Source organism: Arthrobacter gyeryongensis (genome assembly GCF_039543785.1).
GTDB classification, from domain to species: Bacteria; Actinomycetota; Actinomycetes; order Actinomycetales; family Micrococcaceae; genus Arthrobacter; species Arthrobacter gyeryongensis.
The window spans coordinates 63,101-87,783 of the sequence record NZ_BAABKK010000035.1; the positions used below are offsets into that span (position 1 = coordinate 63,101).

Genomic DNA, 24,683 nt, shown 5'->3' on the forward strand with positions numbered 1-24,683 from the left:
GCTTCCTAGCCCGGAGCGGCGATCTGGACAGTGCGTGTTCGTCCATTCTCGATGAGGACAGCACGACCCGGTGGCGGCGCCTGATCGACGTCGACGCGCACGCCAAAGAAATCTCCGGCCGTGGGCGGCCCATTGCCCAGGAGAATTCCGCTTCCGTGGTTTCGGGCCAGGGAAGCAAGGGGCGTCCGCTGCAGTAGGGCAGGGCTGCCCGCGGTCGCCACCACCGAGAAACCGATACCAGGAAGTTCAGCCAGGAGGACGGCGGTTTTGCCGGTGAGGCGTTCGGCGTCGTCCACGAGGGGGATGACTTCTGTTCCCACGAGCCTGCGGCTTGCATCCCGGTGGAATTCGGCCCAAAAGGCGTCAGGATCGGCCGCTTTGGGTGGTGTCCACCATTGATGGCCTGGATTGAGCATGGCCAAAGCGGCCAGAAACGACGACTTGCCGGAACCGGGGGTGCCGAGGGCGAGGAGGACGCCTGCGCGCGGCAGCGTGATCCAAGCAGGTTCTTGTTCATCCCCTCCGACACCAAGGAGCACCGACCCGGGCACCCGGGCGCGGGAAAGGGCAGTAGTATCGCTTCGGCCATCCGCAATGAGATCCGAAGCCCGGATGAATTGCGGCAAGGGATCCACCCGGATTGGGCGCCGTGCAGGCTCGGGGGGCACGCAGTACGGCCAAGCCGTGGTTGGCGGCGGCTCGACAAGCTGCGCAACTGCAGTGTCAACCCCGAGCAGGTTGCCACTTACGACCGCCCGACCCTTCAGGGGCTTCATTGCCGCAAAACGGGGCCACGCCAACCGCCCTTCTTCTGTGGTCCCGGTGGGAAAGTATGCGCGGTTGGGGATTGACGCGAACATGCGCGAGGCGGTCAGTTCGCGGTCGCCTGTGACAAGAACGGCCAGTCCCGCCTTCTGTCCATCGCGGACGATGGCGTGGACAACGTCTTCGGCCCAGGCCAGCGGTCGGGCGCGTAACTCGGAGACCCACGAACCCCAGCTTGAAATGACCAGAAGAAGCGGGACGTGCCCGGCGGCGGTTCCCGGGGATTGCCGCGCCGACATCTCAGCTGCGAGTCTCTCCAGGATGCGGACGCCCCTTCTGATGTCGTTGGGGGAGGCTACGGCCCCGACGCGTGCGTGGGCGGTGACGTCGGCGAACGAACCGTCACCGTCGAGGATATAGAGATGGAGTTCATCGGCACGTCCAACGAGCTGCGCTGCCGCTGCCCGACACGTATCTTCAACTCCGCCTCCGGGAGGGCCAACGAGTCCAAGATTCCCGTGGACGAAAGGAGTCCAGCACAGGCCGGTAATTCGTTGTTGCGAGGGCAAGTCTGCCAAGCCAAGGTAGGCGGTCGGGCCTGCCGGCGTTCCGCTTGCCGCGTGCTTGCCCGTCATTGCCGTCATGCGGCGGGCTTCATGAAACGGGACGGACTCGGGAAGCGGATGCGCAACAGGTTTCCTAAGCGGTGTACTCCCGTGGATGTCCCAAACCCGGTTGATTGCCTTGATAATGGGGCGGGCGGCTTCTGCTGGCGTTGCAATCGCACCCCGAGTCTCCGCCAACGCGGTTTCAGACGAACCGCTGAAGCGGAGCGACCCCGCTGCCGGCAACGAAATGGCCTTTGCGTGCGCCCGGGCTTTTTTGCTGCCCGAGAGCGTTGCTGACTGAAAGGGCTCGGCATCTTCCACTCCGCGAACCATAAAGGCGCGGCCAGGCAGGGACACCGGAATCGATGCCGCTGCCGGCGAGTTGATGACGTCCCGGGATTCCATTTCTGATTGGACGCGAAGTGCGATGCTGGTGGTGACGTTGGCCCGGATGTCCGCACTCAGTGCACCCTGCGGACGTTGTGTCGCCATGATCAGGTGGATGCCCAGAGACCGGCCCAGGGTGGCGATCCGCATCAATTCGGCCAAGGCATCCGGGGCGTCTTCAATGAGCATCCTGAATTCGTCGATTACAAGCACCAGACGGGGCAGTACCGGAAGGTGGCTTCTTCGTCCCGCCCCGCCCCCGGTTCCTCCGGCTTTGGCCCAATACGCGGGCAAATCAGGGACACCGGCCTTCGCTAGGCTCCCTTCCCGCATCCGAACCTCGGCACGAAGGGAGGAGAGGGTACGTTCAAGCTCGTGTTCACTGAGGTCCGTAAGCATCCCGACGCAGTGCGGAAGGTCTGCCAACGGCCCGAGGCCGGAACCCCCCTTGAAATCGATAAACAGGAAGTTGACCCTGTCCGGGCTATGGGTCAGCGAGATCGCGGACACTATTGTGCGCAGAAGCTCTGATTTTCCCGAACCCGTAGTTCCGGCAACGAGGAGGTGCGGGCCGTCCGAAACCAGGTCCAGCGACCGGGGCCCGTCGGCTCCTTGCCCGATAACCGCGGATAGCCCTCCGCGTGCTGAAGAAGCGTTCCAGCGGGCGGCGATGCTCGAGGGCTCAGCGGGAAGCAATTCGGCAAGTTGGCAGGTAGAGGGGACAAGCGGCGCCCCTTCTTTCGCTAGACGGGGCAATCTTGCCAATGAGCGGCAGTAGCGGTCGAAGACCGGGTGCTGCACAAGGTCAGGGTCAAATTCCGTTACTGAATGACACGAGCGCAGGATTGCGCGTTTGTTCCAGAACTCGACGGCGGAACCGCCTTCGCCTCCGCTCGCCGAGCGCTGGAAGATTCTCCAGCCGGACTCGATCGCCGCTTGCCGGAGTGTGTCGACGGCGGGATCACGTTCGGGCCCCACCAGAAACAGTGCTCCCGGTCTATCCGCGAACGCGGAAAGGGCAGCCGCGGCTGAAGAGGCGTCCGTGGTCATGGTGATGCCTGGGAGGAACCGGGCGCTTGACGGCAAGTGGGCTAGAGGTCCGTGTATGAGGACGGGAGCGTTGCTTGCGCCGGGAAAAGCTGCCAGCTGCATGAGCAGAAATCTGAACATTCCTTGCACCTTGGCTTCGGGTCCCGTGAGGGAAACGGCCTGGATGGAGGGATCCAGAACTACCGGAACGGAGCCCAGCTGCGGTGGCTGAAAACCCGGGTCCGCGGGATCGAGGGCAACCCTGGCGTTCTGCGGACAGGTGCCGAGCCGGAGCCACACATCGCGACAACCCGCCGTTCCTTTGGTTGCGCCCGAGACTTGCGCCGTGCTGGCTCCTTGAGCTGTGCCGGATCCTTGCGTTGTGGTGGTTCTTGGCAGCGCCAGCCGCATTCGCCCGTATTCCCTTGGGGGGAAAGCTGCCGAGTTGACGGCGAAGGCGAGCTCAGCGGCGGACGGTGAACACCGCCGTCGTCGGGCCCGGTCTTGTTCGACTGCCGCCGCGATCGCGGCAGCCAGAAGGCGGCGCTCGCGTCTCCCCGAAATTGCAGGTGCGAGGACTGCGATCGCAGAAATTGCCGTGAATCCGAGGAACATCCACATGCCAGTGGCCAGAGCCATTCCAACTCCCAGCAGGAACGGGAGCCCGGCCGTGAGGAGAAGTTGCGTGCGGCTGCCCGCATCGTGGCGCCGAGGGACCAGGATCGGTTCGGCGACGCCCTGGCCGGCTGCCCCCAGCGACTCCGCTCCGTATTCTTTGTCGCCGAAGACAATTGACATGACAGAGCCGCCACATCGGATCCTGGAGGCGGTCGAGACAGGGGCGGAGCGGACTTTGCGTCCGTCCACCACCGTTCCGTTCGCGCTCCCGTTGTCGATTATGGTGACCGCTGTCTCGGAAATCGTCAGGACGGCGTGATCCCGCGAAACATCAGGATCCGGGAGGCAGACATCGGCGTTGTTCCGGCCGATCCGGTAAGTGCCCCGTTCCAGGGGTATGACCAGGCCCGCGGCTGGACCGGCGTGCACCAGCAAGGACAATGCCGCGGGACTGCGATAGCGATCACGGGTGTCTTGCGCCTCAGAATCGGCCCCGCACACCAACACAGCCCCCGGCATGAGCGGCGCCGAGCCAACGGTGAGACCGTCGAGTGGCAGTCCCTCGACTGCAAGTTTTCCAGATCCGAACTCGGCCGCGACGGCGGCCTCGACGACGGCGCCAGGGGTGCCGTTGCCCGCGGCTATGGTCAGTTCGATGGGTCCGCCTTGCTGTAACGCCAACGGGCCCCAGACGAGGGTGCAATGGAATGCCACTGTGTCCGCTCCTTCGGTTCGCGCGGCTTCTGTTCGTCCACGATATTTGTGCTAATCACCGCGTGTTCCAAGCCAGTTGACGTATGTGGAAAACGTTGCACCTATCAGGGCTGGCAGGGACCGGCCCGAAAATCGGCGCGCCATCTCGGGTAGGCTTGACCTGCAGCCAATGCAGATCATTGGGCTGCCCGCATTCGAACCAGGAGTATTTGTGACCGCTGACCTCGTCATCGTCGGGTCGGGCTTTTTTGGCCTGACAATCGCAGAACAGGCCGCCACTGAGCTGGGCTTGAAGGTTGTTGTCATTGACCGCCGGCATCACATCGGCGGCAACGCCTACAGCGAAACGGAAGAGAAGACCGGAATCGAGGTGCACCGTTATGGTGCACACCTCTTCCACACGTCGAACGAGCGGGTGTGGGAGTACGTCAACCGCTTCACGACCTTCACCAACTACGTGCACAAGGTGTACGGCGTGCACAAGGGTGAGGTGTATTCCCTCCCCATCAACCTGGCGACGATCAACCAGTTCTTCCGGGCCAACTTGACTCCTAGCCAGGCGCAGGACCTGATCAAGGAGCAAGCTGGTGAACTCGCGGGAACCGATCCGCAGAATCTCAATGACAAGGGCATCCAGCTGATCGGTCGCCCCCTGTACGAGGCATTCATCAAGCACTACACCGGCAAGCAGTGGCAGACCGACCCCAAGGACCTCCCAGCGGAAATCATTTCGCGCCTTCCTGTCAGGTACAACTACGACAACCGATACTTCAACGACAAGTACGAAGGCCTGCCGACCAACGGGTATACGGCGTGGATCGAGAAGATGGCCGAGCACCCGAACATCGAGGTACGCCTGAACACGGACTTCTTTGACGAGTCGCATGAGTATTCAAAAAACAAGGTTGTCGGCAAGATTCCCGTCGTCTACACGGGACCCGTGGACCGCTACTTCGACTTTGTCGCCGGAGATCTGTCCTGGCGCACCATCGACTTCGAAGAGGAAGTCCTGGACATGGGAGACTTCCAGGGAACGTCCGTTGTCAATTACAACGACGACGACGTCCCGTTCACCAGGATCATCGAACCGCGCCATTTCCACCCTGAGCGTGGCTACCAGACGGAGAAAACCGTCATCATGCGCGAGTTTTCCCGGTTCGCCGAAAGCGGCGATGAGCCGTACTATCCGATCAACACCCCGGATGACCGCGAAAAGCTGCTGAAATACCGCGATCTCGCAGCAGCTGAAAAAGACGTGCTGTTCGGCGGCCGCCTTGGCACCTACAAGTATCTCGATATGCACATGGCCATCGGTTCGGCTCTCTCCATGTTTGACAACAAGGTCCGTCCGCATTTCGAAAACGGCGCGGAAATTGAAAGCGGAGGAGTGGACGCGTGAGTCCCACGACGACTGCCGAGCTTCAAAGGGTCGTCTTCCCTTCCCCGGGTGAGCTGGACGCCGTTGAACTCTATGTCGACGCCGGAAGTTCGGTTGGCACCCAACTCGTCGAGGACGACGGACTCTACCGACAGCCCAAGCTTCCGGAAAACAAGCTGCATCTAGTTGGTTCGAGCCCGCTGGAGGCTCATCATGAGGACTTCCTCTCGCGCACTTCCGCGAAGGTACGCGCGGGACAGCACGTTTCATTCGGTACGTATTTCAATGCATTTCCTGCCAGCTACTGGCGTCGATGGACAGCTGTCCGCTCGGTTCAGCTGCACGTCCGCACCGAGGGCTCGGGAACGGTGCTGGTCTACCGCTCGAACGCGCGCGGGATGCCTCAACGTCTGAACTCAATCCACGTCGAAGGGTATAACGAGCTCGAGCTCGAGCTGTCCCTGGAGACGTTCGGCGACGGCGGCTGGTACTGGTTTGAGTTGGTTGCCGGCGCGTCAGAATTGACCTTGCTCGGCGCCGAATGGGCAACGCGGGAGTCTCCGCGGATTCCTGCGGGAGAAGTCGCAACGGTCCAAATCACCACCATGAACAAGCCGGACTTCTGCATCGCGAACGCCCGTATTCTTGGCGGAAGCTCCAAAGCGCTCGAGAGCGTCAAGGAAGTGTTGATTGTGGACCAGGGCACGAACAAGGTCTCGGCAGCCGAAGGATTCAATGACGTCAAGGATTTGTTGGGTCGCAAACTACGGATCGTGGACCAAGCCAACCTTGGCGGTGCGGGAGGCTTCTCGCGGGGGATGGCGGAGGCTGTCCAGAACGACAGCAGCTTCGTCGTGCTTCTCGATGACGACGTCGTCGTGGAACCTGACAGCATTGAAAGGCTCATCACTTTTGCGCGCTTCAGCAAGAAGCCGACAATCGTTGGCGGTCACATGTTCGATCTTTACAGTCGGACGACGTTGCACACCTTCGGTGAAGTGGTGGACCCCTACAGGCTGAGCTGGGTAAGCCCGGATGACGCCCTTGAGTATCGCCACGACTTCAGACACCGCAATTTGCGGCAAACCCCTTGGATGCACCGTCGTGTCGATGTGGATTTCAATGGCTGGTGGATGTGCCTGATACCGACTGACATCATCCGGGAGATCGGCCTCTCCCTGCCTGTCTTCATCAAATGGGATGACGCCGAATATAGCTTGAGGGCGAAGCAGGCCGGGTACGCGACCGTCTCGCTGCCTGGCGCCGCCCTGTGGCATGTGTCGTGGATCGATAAGGATGACTCTCTCGGATGGCAGGCCTACTTCCATGAACGCAACCGATTGATCGCGGCCCTTCTTCACAGCCCTTTCCCCAAAGGAGGGCGGGTATTGCGGGAGTCGTTCCAGAACAACGTCAAACATCTGATCTCCATGCAGTACTTCGCTCAGGAAGCACGCATCATGGCGATGCGGGACGTCCTGCGCGGACCGGGGAGCCTCCACGCTGAATTGGCAAGCAAGTTGGCCGAAGTTAATGAGCTGCGTTCCCGCCACACAGAGGCACAAATCAAATCCGACGTGGACGAGTTTCCGGCTGTAGGCCTCAATGGGGGAGGCCGAGGAGGCGCCGCGGGGATGCCGCCCAAAAAGGACCTCGTGAAATGGGCGGCGAAGACGGTCCTTCGCCAGATTTTCAAGAAACCGGATCCCTCATCGCTGGAGCGGCCCCAAGCCCATTTGGCGCACAGGGAAAATCGTTGGTGGAGGCTGTCCTCATTCGACAGCGTCCTCGTCTCAAATGCCGAAGGCACTGGAGTCTCCTGGTACCGCCGGGACCCCAAGCGGTTGAGGAGCCAGATGCTGGAAGCGGCCAAGCTCCAGAGCGAACTGTACCGTCGATGGGATCAACTCTCTGCCGAGTACAAGGCGGCCTTGCCGGAGATCACTTCCTTGGAGTCCTGGAAGGCCACTTTCGATGTCAGCGGGTAGGAATCCCAGTAGCGTGTCGACTCAACTCATAAAACCAGGCCATGGCCGTGGACTATTTGACGTGTATTCCAACCGGTTTCTATTGAAGCTGCTGGTCCGAAAAGAGATCAAAGTACGATACCGGGGTTCGGTATTGGGACTGCTTTGGTCTTATGTCAAACCACTGATGCAGTTTCTTATCTACTTTGTAGCGTTGGGGATTTTTCTTAATCTCCAGCATGGTACGCCGAACTACTCGATCTATCTGTTTGCAGGAATTGTCTTCGTGAACTTTTTCACGGAGTCTTTGGGAAATGCGACCCGTTCCATTCTCGACAATAGGGACTTGATTCGGAAGATATACCTGCCGAGGGAATTGTTTCCCGTAGCGACGGTCCTGGTGTCGGCAGCGCATTTCCTTCCTCAATTGGCAGTCCTTGTTGGCGCCTGCTTGCTCGCAGGCTGGCAGCCATCCCTGATCCAGCTGCTGATGGTGATTGTTGCGTTCATTATGGTTGCAATTCTTGCAACTGGACTCGGTCTCCTCTTCGGAGCGGCGAATGTGTACTTCCGCGATTCCGAGAACATTGTCGACATGATCTTGATGGTTGTGACGTGGGCCTCACCGGTTCTCTACATCTGGACGATGGTGCAACGGGTCATGGGGCCATGGTACTGGGTCTACCAGATGAATCCACTGACTGTCGGCGTCGAGATCTTCCACTGGGCGTTTTGGTATCCGACTTTGACGGCGGACCAGATTGGGCTTGCGCCCTTGCCGCCGGATCTCCTCGGATTCTGGCTGCCGGTTGCAATTGCAATTTCAGTTGCCATCCTGTTCCTGGGCCAGTCTGTATTCCGCAAGCTCTCCATCCATTTCGCACAGGAGCTCTAGATTGTTTCAAACTGACGAGTTGGCAATTACGTGTGTAGGTATCCGTAAGCAATTCGTGCTCCGTCACACGCGTTCCCTGAAGGAAGCCCTCGTCTGGTTCATTCGTGGACGCAAGGGTGACCTATCGAGAAAATTTGATGCCTTGAAGGACGTCTCCCTTGACGTTCGTCATGGGGAGACAGTTGCTCTTCTCGGGCTCAATGGGTCCGGAAAATCAACGCTGCTCAAGCTGATCTCCGGAGTCCTCCAACCGGATGGCGGGACGGTCCTCACCCGCGGGCGCGTCGCCGGCCTGATTGAGGTTGGGGCTGGCTTCCATCACGATCTCAGCGGGCGCGACAACGTGTATCTCAATGGCGCAATTCTTGGAATGACCGAGCGAGAGATCGACGAAAAGTTCGCCTCAATCGTGGAGTTCTCCGAAATTGGCGAGTTCATCGACACCGAGGTGAAGTTCTATTCGTCCGGCATGTATCTTCGGCTCGCTTTCTCTATTGCCGTGCATACAGATCCCGAAGTGTTCCTCATCGACGAAATCCTCGCTGTTGGAGACGAACCATTCCAGCGGAAGTGCATCGCCAAGATCAAAGAGCTGGCCGGCAAGGGCAAGACCCTCTTTGTGGTCAGCCACGACCTTGACCTTGTAGCGACCATTTGCGAACGGGGCGTCCTTTTGGAACACGGCCACGTCGTCATGGACGGTGAAGTCCATGAGGTGGTCGCTGAACTCAGGCAGCGGTCCAAGGCCGCTTGAGTCATTGAAGCGGAGACCCCGCTCGCACGAGACTATTGACAAATTGCCCTTGGGGCTAAAGCACGGGCCTCAAGGCCGAACGGGAAGGGACCACATGAAGCAACCAAATGGAGGCTCAGGCGACCATCTGGGTCGTCGTGGGTTCCTGGCGGCCGTCGCCGTGTCGCCGCTCCTGCTCTCAGGTTGTTTCGGTGGAGCGGCCTCGCAGGGATCGGCTGACACGGGCAATTTCCCCGTCACGATTCCGCATTTGTTCGGCGAGACTACTGTGACCAAGGTGCCGACCAGAATTGCGACGCTTGGTTTCGCGAGCCAGGATGCCTGCGTCGAACTAGGAGTCGTGCCGGTCGGCGTCCCGGCCTATGAAGCGCGTGGCTTCGGGACCAGTCTGTGGTTCGGCAAGGCGATTACTTCAATGAACGCGGTCATGCCGACTCAATATCGGGAAGTGGACGGGCCGCCATATGACTCGCTCAAGTCGCTCAAACCTGACCTCATCCTGGCCGTCAACTCGGGCATCACACGGGACGAGTATGACACTCTGAGTAAAATCGCCCCGGTTATCGCCTACCCCGGTACTCCCTTTGGAACTGACTGGCGGACCACGACACTTACTGTGGGCAAGGCCATCGGCCGCTCCCAGGCTGCCAAGGAACTGGTAGCGAATATTGAAAAGGAAATTGCGAAGGCCAAGTCCAGCTACTCGGACCTTGCGGGCAGCAGCTTCCTTTACCTTGGTGCCAGCTCCGTGCCCGGCGCGGACTTTGAAGTCTATGACGAGAACTCGAATCCAGTTCGGATTCTTGAGGACTTTGGAGTTGTTCCTTCACCGTCACTGGACAAAGTCAAAGCCCAAGGAAAGCGGCAGATCGTGCGTTACGGTGTGAGCCCGCTGTTGTGGGAATCCCGGCGTGGGGGCGAATTGCAAGCCGATATAGACGTAGTCGCCGTGAACATGTCCGAACGTGCGGACATCGCCAAGAACGGGGTGCTCGACGTCCTGCCGGCGGCCAAACGGAATTCACTGGCCGTCGTTCAGAATTCCGACGACGCATTGGCTCTCCTGGAAGCTTCGCCCCTGGGCGTCAAGTGGGTTCTCTGGACCGTCATGCCCGAACTCGCCCGGGCCGCCTACCAAGCGAAGCACGGTAGCGGGGCTGCTGGTTCCTGATACTCGACGTTGTCCGGCCAACGCGGCGGTCAACAGAAGTCGAAACTGGCCTGCGCCCGGACAACCGGGCTCAGGCCAGTTTCATGTGTTGGGGCCGGCGGATTGCGGGTTCGGTACCAAAATCCCAGGGTTGGGTCAATGAGCGGTCATCCGGCCTGCTACGAAGCCGATGGCCCGGTCACTTGTCGCAGGCTGTTGTACGCACCAGACGTACCTTTCCGGAGGTCGCGAGCACCTGGATGTCCGGTGCCGAACCGCTCGTCAGGTCAGCAAGACCGGGGAACGGATCTTCGGTAGGAATTACCGTCTTGGTGCCGAAATCGAGTGCCCAGTAAGCGTTAAGTTCTTTGATGACGGGGCAGACGTCCTTATTGAAGGCGGCCTCGTCCCAATGATCCAGCAACAGCTGCTCTTTCTCGGTCCGTTCGCCGAAAATGTGTGGTGCGAGCGGCTGTCGATCGGCCAAAGCGTAAACCAATGAAGCGCCGGTGAGGGGGTTGCCGACCACGACTCCATCCTTGGGGACTATGGCATCGACTTGCTTCAACAACGCCAATTTGTCGCTATCCACGAGATCAGAGTTGGCCGACACCCGGAAGGCGTCGCCAAGCCGTTGCTGGACAGGCGCCAACGTTCCGCCTTGGGAGGCAACTCCCAGCACTCCGAGGGCAACCCAAATCACTGCAACATAACGGCGGCCAAGTTGGGCCCGGCTGCGGCCGGCGTCGGCCATTGCCCCGTCAACGGATGGTTCCTTGCGTGTCCGGCGTTTGGAGACAAATTCCAGGAGCGTCCTGAAGCGCCACAGCAGCCATTCCGCACCAAAGACAATAATCGGAAAGCTCGCCACCGGGAGCAATGCGGCCAAGCGGAAGCTGTCGTTGTACCACACGCCTGTGAGCAGTGTCCTGAAGGTGCCGGGTGGCCAGCTGGAGACCACCATGTAGAGGACGGCAGCCACCAGGTACACACCCAGGACCCACCACGTCCGGCGGAGGTTGCGGGCGATGACATACAAGCCTATGACGGTCAATATGGCGAGCATCCAGGCCGCCGTGGTGCCCATGGGCGCGCTACTCAGGATTTCGCCAAGTGCCCGGGAGTTGGACTGGAAGGGGGTCCAGGGCGCTGCACCCAGGCCCGGCCGCAGAATCATCCATGTCACGACGGCTGCTCCAAAGTACGCGACGCTCAGAAGAGCCCAGACGATCACCGCGCGTCTGGATCCGGCGCCTTCCCGCCATTCAAGGAACAGTTTCACAAGACGTCCCAGCACCACTGGAGCGGTGAATCCGATAAGGGCGACCATCGCACTCGGATGGGTCAGAACCATGCCTGGGAACGTAGCGCACAAAGCCAGCAGCGGAGGCCAGATTGAAGTTGCCGGCATCCTCGAGAGACCAAACAACTCGATCACCAACCCGAATACCGCCGGTAGCAGTGCGATCGCTGCGTTGTTGGGATACAGCACGCCGAATCCAACCAGCAGGTAGGGGAAGGCGCTGAATCCTGCGGCCAGGACTCCCGTGGCGATCAACGGCACGGGCCGGTAGCCCACGATCCGCGACACAAGGAACATGCAGCCGAGCGGCCAAACCAGGGCCCCGATGACGATCGTCCCGACGTTGACACTGGCGGGGACAGAAGCGCCGGTCAGCATCTGGAGGAGCGCCATCATGTCATGCATGCCCGCGGGGTAAAAGTATCGCGAGGCTTCCGTGAGGTTGCCGAGGGTGAGGGACGAGCCGTTTTGCGTCTGAACGATGTGGTGGACGGCGTTGAGGTGATAGACGTTGTCAAAGGTTTGGGAGAAGTTTTCGGGACTTCCGAAGCCGGTGATGAACCGACCTGCAATCACAACTGCCCCGAACGCAACGCCCAGTGGCACCGCGAGGATTGCGGTCCAGCGGCCAAGGTCGTGGGCGTTCAGGGGCCCATTGTTGGCTAGGTTCCCCCAGGTTTTGCCCCGCCGGGTCCACCAATACCGGGCGGCGAGAACCAGGAGGGCGAGCACCACGCTCACGGTGAAGTAGACGGCCGGCGTATAGGGAAGGTGCAGGAAAGGTGCGACGACGGCGGTGCACGACGCGATCGTCGTGGATACCGGCGCGGCAAGCGCCGCCAGGTTCAGGCGCCGGACTCCTGCAGCCCCGAGGACCAAGAACCCGGGAAGAATGTAGATCAATGCTGCCATGGCGAAAATCGGAATGGTCTGCCACCAAGTCATCGATCAAAGCTCCTTATCGGGTATAGCCAACCTAACAATTATGCAGGGTGGGGAATGGACGCGCGTCCAGCAGCGGCCTGTACGCAAGTCCGCGCGGGCGAGATGCATGGATCCGGGAAGCGGCGAGCCGGTTCTGTGAGGAGGTACTCCTGTAGCCCGAAACCTTCCCCCTTGACGACCGCCGGCTGCAGGAAACATGGCCCGCGGGGATTGTGCGCCTGTCAGAAGCCGGGCGGATGAAGGTGCCGACCATGTGGAATAGGTATACTTGACCATCATGGCAACTACAACGCACTCAGACGCGCTGATTATCATGCCTTCCTGGAATGAAGCTGAAGCAATTGGTGCGACTATTCGTCAGGTGCGTGAAGCAGTACCCCATCACGACATCCTCGTAGTCGACGATGGATCCAAGGACGAAACTGCACGTATCGCGGCAGAGGCCGGGGCCGCCGTCGTCATTCTTCCCTTTAATCTGGGGGTTGGCGGCGCGATGCGGGCCGGCTTCAACTATGCGCTGCGTCACGGATACACGCGCGCCATTCAGGTTGACGCCGACGGACAGCACGACCCGCACGATATCGACAGGGTGCTGGCGGGCCTTGAGCATGCCGATATTTCGATCGGCGCCAGGTTCGCTGGACGCGGCAACTACAGTGCCAAGGGGCCGCGTCGATGGGCGATGAACGCCTTGGCCAAAGTAATCTCCGGAGTGGCTAAGACCACGCTGACTGATGTCACCAGTGGATTCCGTGCCGCCAATCTGCGTGCCCTTCACCAATACATGGAACATTTTCCGGCAGAGTATCTCGGCGACACGATTGACTCACTGGTCGTAGCAATAAAGTCCGGCTGCAAGGTGACCCAGGTTCCAGTGGAAATGAAGGTCCGCCAAGCCGGAACGCCGAGCCACAGTCCTTGGAAGGCAACCATCTACCTAGCCAGGTCGGGCCTTGTGCTGTGCTTCGCGCTGGCCAGGCCTCGGACCAAACTGAGTCAGGAATTCCCTGCACCGGAAGTCCTCCAGGAAGCCGCTGAGGGATCGGCGCAGAGAGGAACGGCCACATGAGCGTGGCGTTTTCGATTGTCATCTCGATTGGCATGGTCCTTGCCGTGCTCATCATGCTGCGGGCGGGAAAGCTTCGCGAGAAGTATGCCATCCTCTGGCTCGTCGTCGGTGGACTTACGATCGTCCTCGGGTTCTTTCCGAGCCTGCTTGATTGGGCCGCCGGACTAGCCGGCGTCCGGGTTCCTGCCAACCTGCTTTTTGCCTTGTCCATCGTGTTGCTGGTGGGTGTGGGCCTGCACGTCTCACGCGAATTGACCATCCTCGAGGATGAAACACGCACGTTGGCAGAAGAGCTGGCGATACTGCGCAACGCAGTAGAGAGGCTTGAGTCTTCGCGGCAAGAGAACGTGCCCTTTGAACAAACTGAAAATGTGAACGACTATCAGGCCAAAGGCCTCAAAACCCCGAAGAGGTAGACCTTGACCATTGACGTGATGTTCCCGTACTACGGCGATGTGGCCATGATGAAAGCCGCCGTTTCGTCCATCCTGGCGCAAGAGGACCGGGATTTCCGCCTCACCATCGTGGATGACGGATATCCCGACGAAACTCTTCCCGCGTACTTCCAGGGACTTATCGATAGCGACGACCGGGTGCGGTACTACCGTAATGACACGAATCTCGGAGCGAACGGCAACTACAAGAAGTGCCTCTCGCTCGTAGAGCACGACGTCGTCGTGGTCATGGGCGCCGACGACATCATGCTTCCTAACTACATCGGTACCATCCGCAAGGCGTTTGATAATCCGGAAGTGTCAATTGTCCAGCCCGGCGTCGAGGTCATCGACGAAAACGGGACCGTCTACCTTCCACTCGGTGACAAGGTCAAGGATCGCCTGCGCCGCATGGTGGTCGGCGGCTCTGAGCTGGCCATTTTGTCGGGCGAACCGATTGCCCAAAGCTTGATCACAGGTGACTGGCTCTATTTCCCCTCTGTGGCTTGGCGGGCGAAGGCAATCCTCAAGCACGACTTCCGCGAGCAGTACAACGTGGTCCAGGACATCGCGCTTGCGATGGATATCATCATGGACGGCGGCAAGATGCTCGTCACTGACACCGTTTGTTTCCAGTACCGTCGCCATCGCGAATCGGACTCGTCCGTGCGTGCGCTGGATGGTCGCCGTTTCGTCGAGGAACGCGCATTTTTTGATGAGTGTGCCCGTGACTTCGCGGCGCTTGGGTGGACAAAAGCTGCCCGTGCGGCCCGTCTGCACGTCACGTCCCGCTTGAATGCCCTCGTATTGACTCCCAAGGTTGTTCAGAAGCGGATGTGGCCGGGGCTGAAGAAGCTCTTGGCTCATTCCGTGCGTCCGTAGTAGCCAGAACAGCGCTACGGGCCTGTTCGCGGAAACAGAGTTGCGCCCGGCCGGTTAATCCGGCCGGGCGCAACTGTTTAAGCGAATCGGCGTCCTAGGTAACCTCGGACTGTTGCTTCTCCTCCGCGCTACGGGCAGATTGACGACGCTTGAGGAACAGGAAAGCCGCCGCCCCGGCCATAAGAAGCGCCGCTAGGCCAAATGTCACAAGGCCGGTCACGAAGTCAGTGGGCAGTGAAAGCATGATCGCCGTAATGCCCGCAGTCGCCGCAAGCCCAATGAGCAGGGGGCGGGCATGGACCAGCCCTTTCCCATATCGGCGGGCTACCAGCAGATAGATAGCACCAAGGGCGGCGAAGCAGGAAACTTTGACCAGACCGACAAAGAACAAGGACTCGGAGGACGCAGGCCAAGACATGGCCAGAAGGGCAACTCCAGCGGTGAGTGGCGTGATCACCGCCAGTAGCCTCGTCTTCCCAACCGCCACCATCTGGGTGGTGGACATGAGGAAAATCACGTAACCCATGGCAATCGATGGTAGAAGCCTGGCCAACTGAAACTGTTCGACGGTTGGTGACTTGACCAGGATGTTCGTCGCAAAGACAGCTGCGGAGCTGCCGGCGAGGGCCAATGCCACACCCACCACGGCACCTTCCCGTTGCGTTCTTTTGACGATTCCATGCGGGTCCTTGCCATGTTGTGAAAGAACCTGCGTGTCCCACACATTTGATAGAGCCAGAACAACGGCAAGCGGCCCGAGTGCCATCGGAAGGACAGCGCCGTATTTTCCGTAGAGGGCCGGTCCATGCATGGTCGTAAGAAGGAACGATTCGCCCTGCAGCATGAGCACCAGGGCGATACTGTGCGGCAGGACCGGCATCGAGGTCTTGAGCGCGCTTTTGATCACACGGGGGAACTCGAAAGGAGCACCTGGTCGGACCGCCACCGCGCTCCAAAGGGCCGTGATCAGCACAATGATGGAAAATGCCCCGAGGTAGCTGGCCGCCGTCGGAGAAAAAAATGTGACGGCACCAAGCCCTGCGAGGTGGCCGAGGGTCTGCGCCCCGATGGTAATTCCGACGAAAAGCGAGGCGCGATGTTCTGCCCGGAGAACGGCGAGGCACATCTGGATGCACCCCAACAGTCCCACGGATAGCAGTGCGAGCAGGACAGACAGTTGATCCGTGAACTGCCCCGACAGAAGGGCGACTGCGCCTGCACATGCGACGGCTAGGACACCGAGTCCGGCGCTCTGCAGGATGCCGAATCCCGCGAGAGAGCGCGCGTGCTTGGGCCCGATCCCGGCCTCAAAATAGGTCCGGGTGATAATGAGCGGTAATCCCGCAAGAATCACGATGAGGCCTACGGATATCAGAGATATCGCGAACGACACCCGGCCCCACTGCTCCGGACTCAGAATTCGTTGAACGAAAGGTTGGGTAAGCAAAGGGCCGGCAGCCTGTGCGACGGCCGCCAACAAATAGAGGAACCGATGGTGGCCCGGGGGAGTCAAACTGCTGCTGGCCACGGAGACGGGTGCAGCCATCCTAGGCTCCCAGCTCATAGGTACGGGCGACGTAGCGCCGATATAGCCATGCGTAAATCCGGGGCGCCACGCGGGCCACCAAGGCTGAAATACCGATCAGGGGGGCCGTTCGGACTACGTCGGGCAGGTCCGTCATTTTGACGTTGCGGCGCAGGACTCTTCGCAGCTCGCTCAGAACGGCGGGTTCCGCATCACCGGCGATCGCATTGGACAAGACAACGACCGCCAGGGTTGCCCTCATGGTCCTCCAAGATTTTCCACTGACTTGCGGGGCAACATCGGGATTCAGGCCCTCACGAATGTGTGCCTCGGTGTCATGTACAAAATCGGCCGTCAGCCGCTGAGTCCACGTTGTTGACTGTCCATTGATGGAATAGACGTGCACCGGTTCGGCGCTGAGGACCACCTGCTTGCTATAGGAGAAGGCGCAGGCATTGAAAATGATGTCCTCGTATCGGCGGATGTCTTCCCTGAAGCTGACCGATTGGAGCAACTGCCGGCTGTAGATCTTACCGTGCGTGTAGTTCCAGATCCGTTCCTGCAAGAGTCCCTGGACAGCTTCCACTCCGGTCATCGACCCGGTTTGGGAGTCAGGACGTGGAGAGAGCCGGCCGCTGTCTGTGCGAGCAATGTGGGCCCCTCCCACAATGTCGACTGGCCCCCCGGCAGCTAGTCCGAGGAGGTGGGTCAGCGCACCCGGAAGCAGTTCGTCATCGCAATCAAGGAACATGATGAATTGTCCGTTGGCCATCCGGACGCCGTCATTCCGGACGGCGCTGGGTCCACGGTTTTCCGCCTGGACGACCAGAGTGATCCGGTGGTCCGCCGTGCGGGAGATGTAGTCCCGGACGATCTCCGGGCCCGCGTCGCTTGAGCAATCGTCAACGACGAACAGCTCCCAGGCGGCATGGGTCTGTGCCCGCACACTGTCAAGGGCGCGCTCGATTCGGTCTGCGCCATTGTAAAGAGGCACCACGATGCTGACTTGCGGGCTAAGGGGTGAGGGGGGCATTCATTCTCCAGGGTAATCTGCGCAACAACCTGGCCCCGTGAAACGAAGCCCGGTACCCCTCAGACTACCGTCGCTCAGCGATAGGCAACGCTCGCGCCGGTATCTGAGCGCCAGGAAATCCGACCCCCTTGGAAATCCTGGAAGCACGAGGCGCTGGTGGCACATGTCTCCTCGGACGTCGGATACCCGAGGGCTCCGCGTTCGAAGCCCAGGGAGCCCCACATAGAGCGGATTCCCCCATACAGGCTCGTGTGTGCCCCAGTGGCAGGCGACCAGTTGATGGCTCCGCCTTGGAACATTTGGAAGCAGCCACCGTCTTTTTGACCGCAGATTTCGGACGACGTCGGATAACCGAGCCGTCCATTCTCGAATCCTAGGGAGCCCCACAAATTCCTGATGGCACCCCATGTACTCAGTTGGCCGCCAGTCGCCGGGGACCAGTTGATGGCTCCGCCTTGGAACATTTGGAAGCAGCCACCGTCTTTTTGGCCGCAGAACTGTTCGCTGGTGGGGTATCCCAATCGCCCGTTTTCGAAGCCGGTTGATCCCCAGGTGTTGCGGATGGGGCCGAAGAGGGAGGCGTGGGCGCCTGTTCCGGGGGACCAGTTGATGGCCCCGCCTTGGAACATTTGGTAGCAGCCGCCGTCTTTCTGGCCGCAGATCTGTTCGCTGGTGGGGTATCCAAGTGGTCCGTTTTCGAAGCCGGTGGATCCCCAACTGCCTCGGATGGGGCCGTAGAGGGAGGTGTGGGCGCCTGTTCCGGGGGACCAGTTGATGGCTCCGCCTTGGAACATTTGGTAGCAGCCGCCGTCTTTCTGGCCGCAGATCTGTTCGCTGGTGGGGTATCCAAGTGGTCCGTTTTCGAAGCCGGTGGAACCCCAAGTGCCGCGGATAGCACCGTAGAGGGAGGTGTGGGCGCCTGTTCCGGGGGACCAGTTCATGGCTCCGCCTTGGAACATTTGGTAGCAGCCGCCGTCTTTCTGGCCGCAGATCTGTTCGCTGGTGGGGTATCCGAGCGGTCCGTTTTCGAAGCCGGTTGAAGCCCAAGCGTTGCGGATGGGACCGTAGAGGGACGTGTGGGCGCCTGTTCCGGGGGACCAGTTCATGGCTCCGCCCTGGAACATCTGGTAGCAGCCGCCGTTGCTCAGACCACAAGCGATGCCGCTCGTCTGGTTGCCAAGCTTGCCGCCGTAACTGGAGTAGGCCGCGCCGAAGGAATAACTTGGATCGGAATCCCCGTACGTGGCGAACCTCTGGAGGGACGCATAGTCACCATTCCAAATGTTGGAATCACCTTGGAATGGACCGGTGCTGCTGTACTGCCACAGGCTGAACTGGCCCCAACTGGCGGGCAGCGTCCCGGGCGAGTCGCTTGCAGCCAAGGGATAGGAAGCGATCCACAGCGGATAGGCACTGAAACTTGCCGAATTTCCGGTGCACGTGCGCCACCAGTCAGTAGTCGAATAGATGACTGGATATCTTCCGACCAAAGCCTTGACGGTGTTTCCGAAGTCCGCGATCCAGCTAACCATTTGCGACGCTGACATGCCGTAGCAGACATTGCCGAAATAGAAGCCGCCGATTGTCTGGCCCTCATAGGGGTTGTACTCGATATCCAGGACAGGCGGAAGCGTATAGCCGTCCGGGCCCCATGATCCGCCGTTCGCAACGAAGTACCTCGCTTGGTCGGCGCCCGAGGACCAGTTGGGAATGGCGAAGTGATAAGCCCCGCGGGTCATGCCGGCATTGCGCGAGCCGTTGTATTGCTGAGAGAAGTTTCCGTTTTGGTAGTAGTTGCCTTCGGACGCCTTCACATAGGCGAACCGTGAGCCTTGGTTCCACTGGGACGTCCAGTCGACGTTGCCCTGATATGCGGACACGTCTTGCCCGGCCACTCCAAACGAGGGTGTCCAGTGTCCGGTGTCCGGTGCCATCGGGAGCGCGCCAGCAACTGCCTGGGACTTCGCCGGGGCGGCCCTGGCCACTGAAACTTTGTCGGCCAGCACTCGCGGCGAGCGCTGGCCCATTTCGGCTCCACCGGCGGGAATTGCCTGGAGCATGGCGCGTTTCATCAGGTCGCCAGAAAGGGGATTGCCGCCGGGCATCGCCTGCGTGGAGACCTGCGCCTGAGGATCTATGGCCGGAGAGGGCGAGGGGCTAGGCGCAGCCGATGGCGCTGTACTAGCGGGAACGGCTGGGATCCCGCTTGGTGTTGGTGCAGCCTTGGGGGCCGTTGCCCCGGCCGTGGCCTGCGCCGGGCTGGTAGACACTACGGCATTCTCGGAGTGGGCGGCTCCGGCCACAGAGAGCATCAGCGCGAGCACAACGGTCAGTACGACGCCAGCTCGCGCGATGGACGCTCTGGGGGCCTCTTCAGGCGTGGTTCGATTCATTATTCAATTCCGGCAAGGTGCCGCTCCGCTGAGGGCACATGGTGATAGCTTCGACTGCAGCTCCAACAATGAACGCCTCTGCAGTGCACCATTAAGCCAGCTCCTAACCGGGACACCATAGCATTTGGTGGCAGGAGTGAACAGAGTTGCATGTGATGCCTGTGTGACTAGTGCATGAACAGTTATCCACAACCGCCTCAAAAATGACTTGGCCCTGCAGTGCAACCTCCCCTAGCCTTAAGCCTGTTGAAGGTTTCCGCAGCGCGTGGGCGCATGCTGCATTGGGGGGAACATGGAGGCTTTGCGCATCGTCGAGGACGAAGTCCGGGAGCTGATTCGTCGGCGTGGGCTGGATCCTTTGAGTCAAGCAGTCGAAGTCCACCGGCTCGTCGAGGCCGCCGTGAATGACTACGATGAGCGGGCGCTCCTGGGCCCCTTGCCTCCTTTGGGACACTTGGACACTGCTCGCAAGTACGTGTTCGACGCCGTTGCCGGCTTCGGGCCGCTCCAGCCACTCTTGGATGACCCCACCATCGAAGAGGTCTGGCTCAACGCACCCAATGAGGTTTACGTTGCCCGGAATGGCGAGTCCGAACTTACCTCGATCAGCCTCACCGAGCAGCAGGTTCGCGACCTTGTTGAGCGCATGCTTAAGAGTTCCGGGCGCAGGTTGGACCTCTCCTCACCCTTTGTGGACGCGGCCCTGCCCGATGGCTCTCGGCTCCACGTCGTCATTCCCGACGTCACCCGCCGCCATTGGGCTGTGAACATCCGCAAATTCGTGGTCAAGGCGACCCGGCTCGAGCATCTAGTGGAGCTGGGTACGTTGACGCCCGAGTCAGCCCGATTCCTGGGGGCCGCGGTGGCCAGTGGACTGAACATTCTCGTCTCGGGAGCCACCCAGGCAGGAAAGACCACAATGCTCAACTGCCTGGCAGCCAACATCGGCTCCCGGGAGCGGGTCATCACCGTCGAAGAGATCTTCGAACTCCATTTTCCGCTGCGAGACGTCGTTGGACTCCAGTGCCGCCAGCCAAACCTTGAGGGTCAAGGCGAAATTCCCTTGCGCCGGCTCGTCAAAGAGGCTCTTCGCATGCGGCCGGACCGCCTCGTGGTGGGCGAAGTCCGGGAAGCCGAAAGCCTGGACATGCTTATTGCCTTGAATTCGGGCTTGCCGGGGATGTGTACCGTCCATGCCAACTCCGCCCATGACGCCGTGACCAAGATCTGCACCCTGCCGCTGCTGGCCGGCGGGAACATCTCGAGTGCGTTCGTCGTACCGACCGTGGCGTCCTGCATCGACCTCGTGGTCCATTGCAGCCGCCAGGCGGACGGTCGCCGGCAAGTCACGGAGATCCTTTCGCTGGGTCGACGTGTGGAGAACGGCATCATTGAGTCGTCCAAGGTGTTCGCGATGCAGGACGGCAGGCTCCAAGCCACTTCGAATTCCATGCCGGCCGTCGAGAAATTCGCCCGGGCAGGTTTTGACGTCGCCGTGCTCCTGGAACCGTTCTGATGGCGCCGCTGCTGGGCGTTCTCTGCGGCCTGGGTGTCTTTCTTGTCTGGTGGTCTGCATGGGAACAACACCCCCTTGCCGCCAAGGAGCCCAAACCGAAACGCCTTGAGTCTTTGTTGCTCACTGCCGGGATCGAAAAGGTGAGCGGCGGGGGATTCATCGCATCGTGCCTAGGATTGGGCCTTTTCACCACACTGGTGATCTACGTCATGACAGCGTCCTTTTCGATTGCAGCGTGTTTCGGCTTGTTCGGCGCGTGGCTTCCCTTGGCCGTTGTCAGCTGGCGGGCGCGCAAGCGGACCGCAATGCTCCGGGAGCTCTGGCCCGATGTCGTCGACCATTTGCGCTCGGCAATCCGCGCAGGACTTTCGCTGCCCGAGGCGCTTATCCAACTTGGCGACAAGGGCCCCGAAGAGTTGCGGGCCCTCTTCCGCGAGTTTGCTGCGGATTACCGTTCCGGCGGCCACTTCGATGTGGCGTTGAGCAAGCTAAAGGAGCGTTTGGCCGATCCCGTTGCCGACCGGATCATTGAGGCGCTCAGGCTGACCCGCGACGTGGGCGGATCCGATCTCGGTCGCCTTTTGGGAACCCTCGCCGAGTTCCTTCGCGAGAGCGCGAGGACCCGCCGTGAACTCGAGGCACGACAATCATGGACCATCAATGGGGCGCGCCTGGCCGTTGCCGCCCCGTGGATCGTCCTGATGCTGCTGGCCAGCAGGCCGGAAGCCGTCGCCGCGTATAACTCGGCCGCGGGAGTCAGCGTTCTTGGAGGCGGATTGTTGGTCTCGGGCTTCTGTTACTGGGCGATGCTGCGCATTGCCGCCCTTCCTGAAGATGAAAGGGTGCTTCGATGACTGCGTTGACTGCCCTGGCCGTGTTCTGCGGACTTCTTTTGGGAGCAGGGTTGTGGCTCGTCTTTGTTCGCATGCCATTCATGCGGGCCACTCCTTTCGCGGAGCGCATCGAGCCGCAACTCAGGTCCCAGAACCTCGAATCGCGCCTGCTGTCCACAACCCCGGACATCGCACCGTTCGGCCCCTTGGAGCGCATTCTGCGGCCGGCGATCCGGGACGCCCTCCGCTATCTGACGAAGTTCAACCTCGGTACCACGTCCCTCAATAAGAGGCTGGCAAAGTCTGGTTCCGGCAAGTCCGCGCTGGACTTCCGCGCGGAGCAGCTGCTATGGGCGGCGGCGGGCTTTGCCGCGGCGGTTGTTGTGCTGGTCGTGAGTGCCACCCGGGGACGGTTCAATCCGGGGCTTGCGGTTGCCTCGGTCCTGGTTTGTGCACTGGGTGGCTTTCTTTTCCGCGACTACATGCTGGGGGTGCGGATCAAACGAAGGCACAGGCGGATGCTGGCGGAATTCCCCAGCCTTGCAGAATTGATGGCCCTGGCGGTGGGCGCCGGGGAGAGCGCTAGCGGTGCACTCGATCGAGTGTGTCGGACAGCCCGCGGCGAGCTGGCGAAGGAGTTTGCCCTCGTAGTGGCCGCCACGCGGGCCGGCACCCCGCTGGTTGACGCCCTGCACGAGTTTTCGGCACGAACCGAGCTCGGCCCGCTTATTCGGTTCGTGGATGGGATTGTGGTTGCCGTCGAACGTGGTACCCCTTTGGCCGATGTTTTGCGGGCCCAAGCTGCGGATGTCCGCGATTCAGCCAAACGGGAGTTGATGGAAGCGGCGGGCCGCAAGGAAATCGCCATGATGGTCCCTCTTGATGGCTGCTAGTAGTACTCTGGAAGCATGAGCGCTCCAGCGGTTTACGTACGGCAGTCAGAAGATAAGACCGGCCACGCGGCGGCAGTGCAGCGGCAGGAAGCGGACTGCCGACTTATGGCCCAGGCCAAGGGCTGGGCGAGCCCCGTGCTTTACGCTGACAACTCCATCAGCGCCACGTCCGGCAAGACCAGACCGGACTTTGAACGGCTCCTTGCTGATGTGGAGCGCGGAACTATCACACGGATTGTCGTGTGGCACTTGGACAGGCTCACGCGGTCCATGAAAGACCTAACCCGACTCATCGAGGCCGGGCAAAAGCACCGCGTAAACATTGCTTGCGTCCAAGGGACATCGCTGGATTTGGGCGACCCTACGGGCGTAGCCGTAGCCCAGATCCTTACGGCGATTGCTGCGATGGAAGTCAAGCACAAGGGCGAACGCCAGCGGTCGGCCAACGAGCAGCGAGCCAATAGAGGTGAGGCCTTCTGGACTCGCCGTCCGTTCGGATACGACCGGGCGGAGGGGCGCGTGTTCGTTGTCGAAGCGGAGGCGGAGGCCATTCGGAGCGGCGCTCAGGCTGTGCTCTCCGGGGCGACGCTCTCGTCTGTCGCCGCAGCGTGGAACGCCCTTGGACTGGTGACAACGTACTCCAAGCGGGGGGACAAGGACGCCGGGCAAGCTGCAAGGGGTGGGCTGCCGTGGAACGTGACCTCCGTCCGGCGCGTTTTCATCAATCCCCGCTACTCGGGTAAGCGTCTCTACAACGGCGAAGAGATGACAACGGGCGGGCAGTGGGAGGCAATCCTGGATGAAGATATCTCGCGCCGTCTGGAGGAACTGCTGACGGACCCTCGACGGCGGACTGCCCCCGATGACTTGAATTCCAAGTACCTGCTTTCCGGCATAGCGGTCTGCGGGAAATGCGGTGCCAAGATGTTCGCGGCCCCGGTACCGGCGAAGGGCGGCGGCAAGCGAATGGTCTACCGATGCTTCGGCGGCTACTGCATGCAGCGCAGTCTGAAAGATTTGGACGGGCTAGTAGAAGAGTTGGTCATAGGTCGCCTGTCCCTTCCGGATGCGGCGAAGCTGTTTGCACGCAGTGGGAACACGGCTGAGTTGCGGAAGAAAGCCACGGATCTGCGGGACCGGCGCGACGCGCTGGCGTCCATGCTTGCGGATGGACTGATGTCGCCCGCCGCTGTCCGGGAACAGGCCGGAAAGCTGACGAAGGAACTCGGTGAAGTCGCCGCCGCTATTAGCGTTTCCGAGGGTCTGAATCCGGCAGCGTCTGTAGTTGGTGCTGCTGATGTCGCGAAGGCGTGGGGCGGGAAACCGCTGGGCAATCAGCGGCAAATTATCCGGGCGCTGATGGACATAACCGTTCTGCCCGCTGGCAAGGGCAGGGGCTTTTCCCCGGAACAGGTCAAGTACGAATGGAAGTCGTAATCCGGGTTTCGATTTTGACAAACTTACGTGTCAATTCCCCGCATCAAGTTCTGCCTTTTTGGTTAGCAAAAGCAACCCCAACGGACGTATACTTGAAGCACAGGGTGAGTAGTTAGCCGAGTTCCATGTTGATCGGTTCCGGAGTCTGCCGCATT

Annotated in this window: 17 protein-coding genes; 12 read left to right on the forward strand and 5 right to left on the reverse strand. The window is 60.7% G+C overall.

The genetic code is table 11. The features are described 5' to 3' along the window. Positions 1-5: 5 nt before the first annotated feature. On the reverse strand, positions 6-4,121 hold the full coding sequence (locus tag ABEA18_RS22580; RefSeq protein WP_345452985.1) for a type VII secretion EssC family protein: 4,116 nt from the start codon (positions 4,119-4,121) through the stop codon (positions 6-8). Between the two features lie 211 nt (positions 4,122-4,332). Here ABEA18_RS22580 and glf point away from each other — a divergent pair, with 211 nt between their 5' ends. From glf to ABEA18_RS22605, 5 genes are all read left to right on the forward strand, one after another. Continuing rightward, a complete protein-coding gene (gene glf / locus ABEA18_RS22585) occupies positions 4,333-5,520 on the forward strand; it encodes a UDP-galactopyranose mutase (protein WP_345452988.1) in 1,188 nt (395 codons plus the stop codon). Continuing rightward, complete coding sequence (locus ABEA18_RS22590) at positions 5,517-7,487, forward strand: glycosyltransferase (protein ID WP_345452991.1); 1,971 nt, start codon at positions 5,517-5,519, stop codon at positions 7,485-7,487. The genes glf and ABEA18_RS22590 overlap by 4 nt, the downstream gene beginning before the upstream one ends. Then, positions 7,474-8,361, forward strand: a complete 888-nt coding sequence (locus ABEA18_RS22595) for an ABC transporter permease (RefSeq protein WP_345452994.1) — start codon at positions 7,474-7,476, stop codon at positions 8,359-8,361. Before ABEA18_RS22590 ends, ABEA18_RS22595 begins: the two co-directional genes overlap by 14 nt. Before the next feature lies 1 nt (position 8,362). Beyond that, positions 8,363-9,115 carry an ABC transporter ATP-binding protein gene (locus ABEA18_RS22600; RefSeq protein ID WP_345452997.1) on the forward strand — a complete coding sequence of 251 codons (753 nt, stop codon included), beginning with the start codon at positions 8,363-8,365 and terminating at the stop codon, positions 9,113-9,115. A gap of 94 nt (positions 9,116-9,209) precedes the next feature. After that, the gene (locus tag ABEA18_RS22605; protein WP_345452999.1) at positions 9,210-10,286 is read left to right on the forward strand and encodes an ABC transporter substrate-binding protein; all 1,077 of its coding nucleotides are present in this window, start codon (positions 9,210-9,212) and stop codon (positions 10,284-10,286) included. A gap of 178 nt (positions 10,287-10,464) precedes the next feature. On the opposite strand, the gene ABEA18_RS22610 is transcribed toward ABEA18_RS22605, so the two are convergent. Continuing rightward, positions 10,465-12,513 carry a DUF6541 family protein gene (locus ABEA18_RS22610; protein WP_345453002.1) on the reverse strand — a complete coding sequence of 683 codons (2,049 nt, stop codon included), beginning with the start codon at positions 12,511-12,513 and terminating at the stop codon, positions 10,465-10,467. A 277-nt stretch (positions 12,514-12,790) separates the two neighbouring features. Between ABEA18_RS22610 and ABEA18_RS22615 the strand changes: the two genes are divergently transcribed. Genes ABEA18_RS22615 through ABEA18_RS22625 form a run of 3 tightly spaced genes read left to right on the forward strand, consistent with a single transcriptional unit; the run spans position 12,791 to position 14,898 of the window. Then, a complete protein-coding gene (locus ABEA18_RS22615) occupies positions 12,791-13,582 on the forward strand; it encodes a glycosyltransferase family 2 protein (RefSeq protein ID WP_345453097.1) in 792 nt (263 codons plus the stop codon). Further along, a complete protein-coding gene (locus ABEA18_RS22620) occupies positions 13,579-13,998 on the forward strand; it encodes a DUF2304 domain-containing protein (protein ID WP_345453005.1) in 420 nt (139 codons plus the stop codon). The genes ABEA18_RS22615 and ABEA18_RS22620 overlap by 4 nt, the downstream gene beginning before the upstream one ends. A 3-nt stretch (positions 13,999-14,001) precedes the next feature. Beyond that, entirely contained in the window at positions 14,002-14,898 is an 897-nt protein-coding gene (locus tag ABEA18_RS22625; protein ID WP_345453008.1) for a glycosyltransferase family 2 protein, read from the forward strand. A gap of 94 nt (positions 14,899-14,992) precedes the next feature. Here ABEA18_RS22625 and ABEA18_RS22630 read toward each other — a convergent pair whose 3' ends face one another. The 3 genes from ABEA18_RS22630 to ABEA18_RS22640 form a co-directional block, all read right to left on the reverse strand. Then, positions 14,993-16,444, reverse strand: a complete 1,452-nt coding sequence (locus ABEA18_RS22630; protein ID WP_345453011.1) for a lipopolysaccharide biosynthesis protein — start codon at positions 16,442-16,444, stop codon at positions 14,993-14,995. A 1-nt stretch (position 16,445) separates the two neighbouring features. Then, complete coding sequence (locus ABEA18_RS22635; protein WP_345453014.1) at positions 16,446-17,456, reverse strand: glycosyltransferase family 2 protein; 1,011 nt, start codon at positions 17,454-17,456, stop codon at positions 16,446-16,448. Between the two features lie 74 nt (positions 17,457-17,530). After that, positions 17,531-19,849, reverse strand: coding sequence for a GH25 family lysozyme (locus tag ABEA18_RS22640; protein WP_345453017.1), 2,319 nt, complete (start codon positions 19,847-19,849; stop codon positions 17,531-17,533). A 292-nt stretch (positions 19,850-20,141) separates the two neighbouring features. On the opposite strand from ABEA18_RS22640, the gene ABEA18_RS22645 reads away from it, so the two are divergent. The 4 genes from ABEA18_RS22645 to ABEA18_RS22660 are packed head-to-tail and all read left to right on the forward strand — an operon-like array spanning position 20,142 to position 24,528. Beyond that, on the forward strand, positions 20,142-21,365 hold the full coding sequence (locus ABEA18_RS22645; protein WP_345453022.1) for a TadA family conjugal transfer-associated ATPase: 1,224 nt from the start codon (positions 20,142-20,144) through the stop codon (positions 21,363-21,365). Beyond that, positions 21,365-22,219 (forward strand): type II secretion system F family protein, encoded by an 855-nt coding sequence (locus ABEA18_RS22650; protein ID WP_345453025.1) that lies wholly within the window; start codon positions 21,365-21,367, stop codon positions 22,217-22,219. Before ABEA18_RS22645 ends, ABEA18_RS22650 begins: the two co-directional genes overlap by 1 nt. Next, positions 22,216-23,091 carry a type II secretion system F family protein gene (locus tag ABEA18_RS22655; RefSeq protein WP_345453028.1) on the forward strand — a complete coding sequence of 292 codons (876 nt, stop codon included), beginning with the start codon at positions 22,216-22,218 and terminating at the stop codon, positions 23,089-23,091. Before ABEA18_RS22650 ends, ABEA18_RS22655 begins: the two co-directional genes overlap by 4 nt. Before the next feature lie 15 nt (positions 23,092-23,106). Beyond that, entirely contained in the window at positions 23,107-24,528 is a 1,422-nt protein-coding gene (locus tag ABEA18_RS22660) for a recombinase family protein (protein WP_345453030.1), read from the forward strand. Positions 24,529-24,683: the final 155 nt, after the last annotated feature.